The following is a 2,893-nucleotide window of genomic DNA, read 5'->3' as shown; positions in this document are numbered from 1 at the left end:
CAGCGCCACGGCGGTGCCGCCGTACCCGGCGATCTCCTCCGACTGGGCGAGCGCCATCCGGATCACGGCGCTCTTGGCGAGGTCGTAGAAGTAGCCGACGTCCCTGCGGTACCGGGCGTTGTACTCGGCGGTGCCGTCGGTCATCTCGATCACGAGGCCGCCGGGCTCGCGGATCAGCAGCGGGAGCGCGCGGTGGCTGGTGATGGCGTGGGTCTCGATGGCCAGCCGCAGCAGCCGCAGCCCGTTCTCCAGGGACTGCTCCCACAGCGGCTTGCCGAACTCGAACAGGTGGTCGGCGCCCCAGATGTCGTTGACCAGGACGTCCAGCCGCCCCCGCTCCGCGTCGATGCGGCGGACGAGGGCGTCGACCTGTCCGGGGTCGAGGTGGTCGACCCGGACGGCGATGCCCTCGCCGCCCGCGGCCGTCACCCGTTCCGCGGTCTCCTCAATGGTCTCGGGACGGTCCATCTCCGATCGGCTCGACCGGGTGGACCGTCCCGTCACGTACACGGCCGCTCCCGCGGCGCCGAGCTCCACGGCGATGCCGCGGCCCGCGCCCCGCGTTCCCCCGGCGACCAGGGCGGTCCTTCCTTCCAGTGCACGGCTCATGGGGACGATGCTCGCACCGAAACCTGACAGGTCACGTCAGGTTTCCGCCCCTTGGCCGGCGGCTGTCCGTCAGGTGAAGATGCTGACCCCACCGGGGCCGACGAGGAGCCCGACGACGATGAGGACGATGCCCCAGAGCAGGTCGCGGCGGGCGACGATCACGTAGATGCCGGCGATCACCAGGACGACGGCGATGAGCCACAGAATTGTCATCATGGCACGCGAGATCCCCGGTAGATACACGACAAAACCGGATTCACGCCACGGATGTCCATAAATCCTGTTACGGACACTCCGTTATGGACGGAGGGGGAGCGACCTCTCCCCCTCCGCCGGGATAACGGCGATCACCTGCGCCACCCGGAGGCGGCGCGGTGGCCGGTCACCAAGTCTTCCGGGTCTCCCCGGTCCCGCGACAGCGACCTAAGGAGTATTTCGGGCCTGCCGATCTCCTGCTTCAGGACTAGGAGCCGTTCAACTGTACGAGCGCTTCAAGTCTGGGGACGGCTCAGTTCCAGCACGTTCGCGACGATCCGGTGCCCGGCCCGGCCCGCCGCCGTGAGGATGGACTCCGGGTGGAACTGGACCGCCCAGCGCCGCCGCGCGGGGTCCTCGATGGCCATCACGACGTCCCCGGTCAGCGCCGTCACCTGGAAGCCCCGCACCCGGTCGGGCGTGGCGTGCAGCGAGTGGTAGCGGGCCGCGGTGAACTCGTCCGGGAGCCCCTCGAACAGCTCGCCGCCGGTCACCTTCACCTGGCCGGGCTTGCCGTGGGACGGCTCGGGCAGCAGCGCCAGCTCACCGCCCGCGTGCTCGACCATCGCCTGGAGGCCCAGGCAGACGCCGAAGACCGGGAGGCCCCGCTCGTCGAGGGCGTCGAGGAGGGCGCGGGCGTCGAAGTCCTCGGGACGGCCGGGGCCGGGCGACAGCACGACGAGGTCGGGCGCGTACTCGTCCAGCACCCGCACCGGGAACCCGTGCCTCAGCGTGGTCACCGAGGCGCCCTGCTGGCGGAAGTAGTCGGCCAGGGTGTTCACGAACGAGTCCTCGTGGTCGACGAGCAGCACCGTGAGGCCGTCACCCGCCCCGGGCGGCGGCGCCGCCGGGGCCTCCTCCAACGCGGCGGGCCCGGTCTCCTGCCGGCCCGCGGTGAGCGCGCCCAGCAGCGCGCTCGCCTTGAGGTGCGTCTCGCGCTCCTCCTCGTCGGGGTCGGAGTCGTAGAGCAGCGTCGCCCCGGCCCGGACGGTGGCGACGCCGTCGCGGATCTGCGCGGTCCGCAGCGTCAGGCCGGTGTTCATCGACCCGTCGAAGCCGACGAACCCGACGGCGCCGCCGTACCAGCGGCGGGGCGAGTCCTCGTGGTCCTCGATGAACTGCATCGCCCACGCCTTGGGCGCGCCGGTGACGGTGACCGCCCACATGTGGGTGAGGAACGCGTCGAGGGCGTCGAACCCGGGGCGCAGCCGCCCCTCGATGTGGTCGACGGTGTGGATCAGCCGCGAGTACATCTCGATCTGCCGGCGGCCGAGGACGCGCACGCTGCCCGGCACGCAGATCCGCGACTTGTCGTTGCGGTCGACGTCGGTGCACATGGTCAGCTCCGACTCGTCCTTGGCGGACGACAGGATCGTGCGGATCTGCTCGGCGTCCTCCAGCGCGTCGGCGCCGCGCCTGATCGTCCCGGCGATCGGGCACGTCTCGACCCGGTCGCCGCTCACCCGCACGAACATCTCCGGCGACGCGCCGACGAGGTACTCGCCCTCGCCCAGGTTGAACAGGAACTCGTACGGCGCGGGGTTGGTCTCCCGCAGCCGCTCGAAGAACGCGGCGGGCGCGTCGCAGTGCGCGTACATGGCGTGGCCGGGCGTCACCTCGAACAGGTCGCCGCGGACGAACTTCTCCTTGGCGTCCCGCACCATCTGCGCGTACACGCCGGGGACGGGCTGCGGCGGGAGCTCCGCCGCGGCCGGCGGCACGGGCGTCGGCCCGGTGCGGCGCGGCAGGCCCGCGGTGCCGGCCCCGCCGACCTCGAAGTCGTAGGAGATCCGGTGCGAGGTCTCGCGCTTGCGGTCCACGACGACCATCTCGTCGGCCAGGTGCAGGACGAGGTCGCGCTGGTCCGCGGGCCGCTCGGTGCTCGTCCGCAGCGGCTCGAACTGGAGCGACAGGTCGTACCCGAACGCCCCGTACAGGCCGAGGTGGGGGTCGTCGCAGCGGAACAGGTCGACGACTGCGCGCAGCGCGGTGAAGACGGTCGGCCGGCGGCTGCGCTCCTCCTCGGGGA

Annotated in this window: 3 protein-coding genes; all 3 read right to left on the bottom strand. The window is 71.8% G+C overall.

Annotation, left to right across the window (positions count from 1 at the left end):
* Positions 1-609: SDR family NAD(P)-dependent oxidoreductase (locus IEZ03_RS04020; RefSeq protein ID WP_229807998.1), on the bottom strand; the 609-nt coding region annotated here is incomplete at its 3' end.
* A 69-nt stretch (positions 610-678) separates the two neighbouring features.
* A complete protein-coding gene (locus IEZ03_RS04015) occupies positions 679-825 on the bottom strand; it encodes a GPGG-motif small membrane protein (RefSeq protein WP_165966046.1) in 147 nt (48 codons plus the stop codon).
* A 275-nt stretch (positions 826-1,100) separates the two neighbouring features.
* The coding region (locus IEZ03_RS04010; protein WP_229807997.1) for an anthranilate synthase component I at positions 1,101-2,893 on the bottom strand (1,793 nt) is incomplete at its 5' end.

The sequence above is a fragment of the Actinomadura livida genome (genome assembly GCF_014648675.1).
In the GTDB taxonomy this organism is placed as follows: Bacteria; Actinomycetota; Actinomycetes; order Streptosporangiales; family Streptosporangiaceae; genus Spirillospora; species Spirillospora livida.
The sequence above is the reverse complement of the archived record's forward strand: the minus strand, read 5'-3'. Positions and strand labels throughout refer to the sequence as shown.